3 protein-coding genes and 1 pseudogene are annotated in these 4738 nt (G+C 45.3%); 3 read left to right on the forward strand and 1 reads right to left on the reverse strand.

What is annotated here, in order from left to right; all coding sequences use genetic code 11:
- Positions 1-294: 294 nt before the first annotated feature.
- Positions 295-2191, forward strand: a pseudogene (locus tag WEIDD23_RS01405) (glycoside hydrolase family 2 TIM barrel-domain containing protein).
- Positions 2172-3122, forward strand: coding sequence for a beta-galactosidase small subunit (locus tag WEIDD23_RS01410; RefSeq protein WP_010373585.1), 951 nt, complete (start codon positions 2172-2174; stop codon positions 3120-3122). The pseudogene WEIDD23_RS01405 and the gene WEIDD23_RS01410 overlap by 20 nt, the downstream one beginning before the upstream one ends.
- 65 nt (positions 3123-3187) lie before the next feature.
- On the opposite strand, the gene WEIDD23_RS01415 is transcribed toward WEIDD23_RS01410, so the two are convergent.
- On the reverse strand, positions 3188-3751 hold the full coding sequence (locus WEIDD23_RS01415; protein WP_010373582.1) for a helix-turn-helix domain-containing protein: 564 nt from the start codon (positions 3749-3751) through the stop codon (positions 3188-3190).
- Between the two features lie 267 nt (positions 3752-4018).
- On the opposite strand from WEIDD23_RS01415, the gene WEIDD23_RS01420 reads away from it, so the two are divergent.
- Positions 4019-4738, forward strand: a 720-nt coding sequence (locus WEIDD23_RS01420) for an MFS transporter (RefSeq protein WP_156469541.1), incomplete at its 3' end; no start/stop codon positions are given.

Genomic DNA, 4738 nt, shown 5'->3' on the forward strand with positions numbered 1-4738 from the left:
CGTGTGATTGAACAACAAATTCGTGACAAGGTGACTGATTTCTACTTGGATCACTTGGATGCTAAGGCTTTGCAAGCTGATTTGGTTGACGACACAATTGAAATTTCAGAAGTTACAGCGGACTAAGCTGACTACAAATGATTAATAAACAGCGCTCAAACGGCCGATTTTGTCGGTACGGTTTGGGCGCTGTTTTGGTATTAAGTAACGAATCGTCATAAGACGCCGGGTGGTTATTTTGTGGAATGTGTGTAAACTATAATTTGAAAGCGTTTACACATGATTGGGGGAATTATGGAAGCATCATTAGCATGGTTGGATGATCCGACGGTTTTTAGAGTTGGTAAATTGCCTGCCCGTAGTGATCACACTGTATATGAGTCGGCATCGGCTTATCGAAATGGGTCACAGCGGTTACGACAGTCGCTGGATGGTACATGGGGATTTCATTATGGTGAAACACCACAACATCGTACGCCGGCATTTTTTGAGCCAAAGAATCAGGTTGCTCGGCAAAATTTTACCTCTATTCAAGTGCCGGGCCATATTCAGTTACAAGGTTTTGGTCAAATTCAGTATATTAATACGTTATATCCATGGGATGGCCAGGTGTATCGGCGACCACCAATGATTGATGAAGATGAAACGAGTTATCCCGGTATTTTTAGCGAAGCTAGCGATAACCCGGTGGGTGAATATACCCGGACATTTGAAGTGCCAGAATATTTTACGAATCGTACGGTGCGACTGCAATTTGAAGGTGTCGAACAGGCGATGTATGTTTGGGTCAATGGCCACTTTGTCGGGTATTCAGAAGACAGTTTCAGTCGGGCGGAGTTTGATATCACGTCATACTTGGTACCCGGTGAGAACTTTTTAGCCGTGGCTGTTTATAAGTTGAGCACAGCGGCATTCTTAGAGGATCAGGATATGTTTCGCTTTTCGGGCATCTTCCGGAGTGTCTGGTTAGAAGCAAGTGCACTGGTTGATATACAAGATGTGTCCTTTGTGCCAACCGTTACTGACAACTTGGGGAAAGTAACGGGGACGGTTGCTGTGCAACACGTCGGGTTAATAGATGCACGACTAGAAGCGGTTGTCATTGGTCCAGATAATCAGGTGGTGGCGACGACCCAACGTCCACTTGCGAATGATGACGTCATTTTTGAGTTGTCAGTCCCGGAGGTACAAGTATGGTCGCATCAGTCGCCGATACTATATGAAATGCAACTGACTATTCGGGCGGCTGATGGCACCGAATTAGCCTTTGTGCCGTACAGAATTGGGTTTCGGACGCTCTCAGTAACGGCTGAACAACAAATTCAGTTGAATGGCCGGCGATTGTTTTTAAATGGTGTGAACCGGCATGAGTGGCACCCAAGCCGTGGACGTGCGTTGACGGTGGCTGATATGGCAGAAGATGTGGCATTGTTTAAAAAAGTTTCACATCAATGCGGTGCGAACGTCGCACTATCCAAATCAAATGGCTTGGTATTTCATGATGGATGAAGCGGGCGTCTACGTTATGGCGGAAACCAATTTAGAATCTCATGGTACCTGGCAAAAAATGGGCGCCGTTGAGCCTTCTGTGAATGTACCAGGCAGTCATAAATCATGGCGAGAAGTGGTGCTAGATCGGGCACGTAGCAATTATGAGCAGTTTAAAAATCACGTCTCGATTCTATTTTGGTCACTTGGTAATGAATCATATGCGGGTGAAAATATTGCCGCAATGAATGCATTATATAAGGAGCACGATAAGACACGGTTAACCCATTATGAAGGTGTCTTTCACAATCGCCAATTCAATGCAGTGATTTCTGACGTTGAAAGTCGGATGTATGCATCTCCGGCAGACATTTTAGCGTATCTCCAGCAAAAGCCGGTCAAACCGTACCTAAACTGCGAGTTCATGCATAGTATGGGGAATTCAGTTGGCGGCTTTGATGAATACATGGCGCTGTACAATCAGTCGCCAGCTTACACAGGTGGATTTGTCTGGGACTATGTGGACCAGGCGCTTTGGCAACATGACGCCATAACAGGTGAACAAGTATTAAGTTATGGTGGTGACTTCAATGATCGCCATTCGGATTACGAGTTTTCCGGTAATGGATTATTCTTTGCTGACCGTCAACCAAAACCAGCTTTACAGGAAGTAGCGTACTATTATGAACAATTTGACAACTAAGCCATTACGTATTGTTTACGGAGATGGTGTCCTTGGCGTGCATCATCGGGCAGTGAGTTATTTATTTAGTTATGAACGTGGTGGTCTGGAGTCGTTACGATTCGGTGGACAAGAGTGGCTATACCGTGGCCCGAAGCCAGCCTTTTGGCGTGCCACGACCGATAACGATCGGGGGAATGGTTTCTCGCGCCGGTCAGCACAATGGCTTGGTGCTGACCAATTCAGTACGGTTACCAATTTTGTCGTGTCAGTCGACCAGCAAACCATTGGTCAGCCAATTGCGCCACAAAATAATCACTATGATGACCAGCAATTTGCCACGACAGTGACGATTGTGTTTACGTATACCACCGCGACTGAACCGCAAACGACGGTTGACATTAGCTATACCGTGATGCCGGCCGGAAAATTACAGGTGACGGCACACTATACTGGTCGGAAAGGGTTACCAGAACTACCGGTGTTCGGATTACGATTTGTAACGCCGACGCCATTGCAAGGGTACACCTACACAGGCCTATCGGGAGAAACATATCCAGACCGCTGGCGCGGTGGTGAGGTTGGTACGTATGATATCGCGGGAATGCCGATAACACCGTATTTAGTCCCCCAAGAAATGGGGATGCATATTAAAACGGATTCGGTGGTCTTAAAAAATTTGGCACAACAAGGACTGCGAATCGAAAAACTTGCACAACCGTTTGCTTTCTCAGTGCTGCCTTTTTCGCCGTTGGAGCTTGAAGCAGCCACGCATTTGAATGAGTTACCCCCTGTAAGACGTGGTGTTGTTTCAATTTTGGGTGCCGTTCGCGGTGTTGGCGGTATTGATAGCTGGGGTGCAGATGTGCAACCAGCCTATCGTGTTTCGGGTGAACAGAATCATCAGGTTCAGTTTTTGATTACGCCGCTAGCAGCAGAGAGAATTGATTAGTATGACAGTAAAAAAGTGGCTTGTGAACTCAAAACGCCGTTCACAAGCCACTTTTTAAATGCGGTCTACATAATCGTCATGTTAACTAATTGATCAAAATAGATTAAATCAGGTGTGACGTCGATGCGGAATTCTTCGTTTTTGTACAGCAGAATTCGCCAATCGCTGACTTTGTTATCATGACGTTCATCGATAAATTGATTCATGGTGCCGTCGTGATTCAACAAGATATAACCAGCAAATTCGTCCAACACGGTGGCTAAGTCAGTGGTCCGACGTTCCGTTTTAGGCTGCCCGTTGGCTGGCAATAACGCGATTGTAAATTCACCAATTTCCGGCCGGGTGTTATCAAAATACCATTTGAAGGCCAAGAGATCATTCATGGTTAACCCGATATTCATTAAGTAGTCAACACTAAGACGGAAATGAATCGGCTCAGTGTTATCAGGCAACGCGTCAACGTGAAACTTATCCGCATAATATTCAGCAAAACGTTGCCACATCAAAATTTCCGGTTGTTTTTTACCGGATTCGTAGTCGTTAAGCTCTGCAACAGTAATTTGTAACGCTTGGCTAACTTCGGTTGCGCCAAGTTGGAAAAAGTCGCGTAAGGTTTTTAAATTATTCATGACATTATTATAACAAATACCGGACGAATGGGGCGTTACTAACAATTCGTCCGGTATTTGTCCGGTTTAACAGAATATTTTACAATTTGTACGGACAATGTGTATAATAAAGATGTTCTTGAAAACGTTTTCTTTTAACGAAAAGTCGTTTTGACAGAATGGTGTCAGTACAAATGGGCCGAGGGGTTAGATTTACTGTTCAATTGTACGGACAATTAGTTTTGTTGCGTTTACACATCATTTTTATACATTTGGAGGAATTGTTTCATGTCTGAGAAGAAAATCCCAAGCGGATTTATTTACTTCTTCGGCGCATTTGGGGGAATCCTATTCGGTTATGACATTGGGGTTATGACTGGCGCTTTGCCATTTTTGCAAAGTGATTGGAATTTGAACGATGCCGCAGTGGTTGGTTGGATTACATCATCTTTGATGTTGGGAGCTATTGCTGGAGGTGCCTTGGCGGGTCAATTGTCTGACAAGCTAGGTCGTCGTAAGATGGTGTTGCTATCAGCCGTCTTGTTTATGATCGGGTCAGTTTTGGCTGGATTATCACCACACGACGCTGTTGGTTATTTGATTGGGACGCGTGTGTTGCTGGGGTTGGCCGTTGGTGCTGCTTCAGCCTTGGTACCTGCTTACATGTCAGAAATGGCACCCGCAGCATTGCGTGGCCGTTTGTCAGGAATTAATCAAGTCATGATCGTGTCTGGTATGTTGATTTCATACGTCATGGACTTCTTGTTGAAGGGATTGCCAGAACACATCGCTTGGCGTTTGATGTTGTCATTGGCGGCGGTACCGGCTTTGATCTTGTTCTTAGGTGTGTTGCGTTTGCCTGAGTCACCACGTTTCTTGGTGAAGTTAGGTAAGATTGACGAAGCCCGTCAGGTGTTGTCATGGATTCGTAAGCCAGAAGAAGTTGATGACGAATTGACGTCAATTCAAGAAATGGCAGAAGTTGAGTCAGAAGCTTCAAGAACACAA

Source organism: Weissella sp. DD23 (genome assembly GCF_001579105.1).
Taxonomy (GTDB): Bacteria; Bacillota; Bacilli; order Lactobacillales; family Lactobacillaceae; genus Weissella; species Weissella cibaria.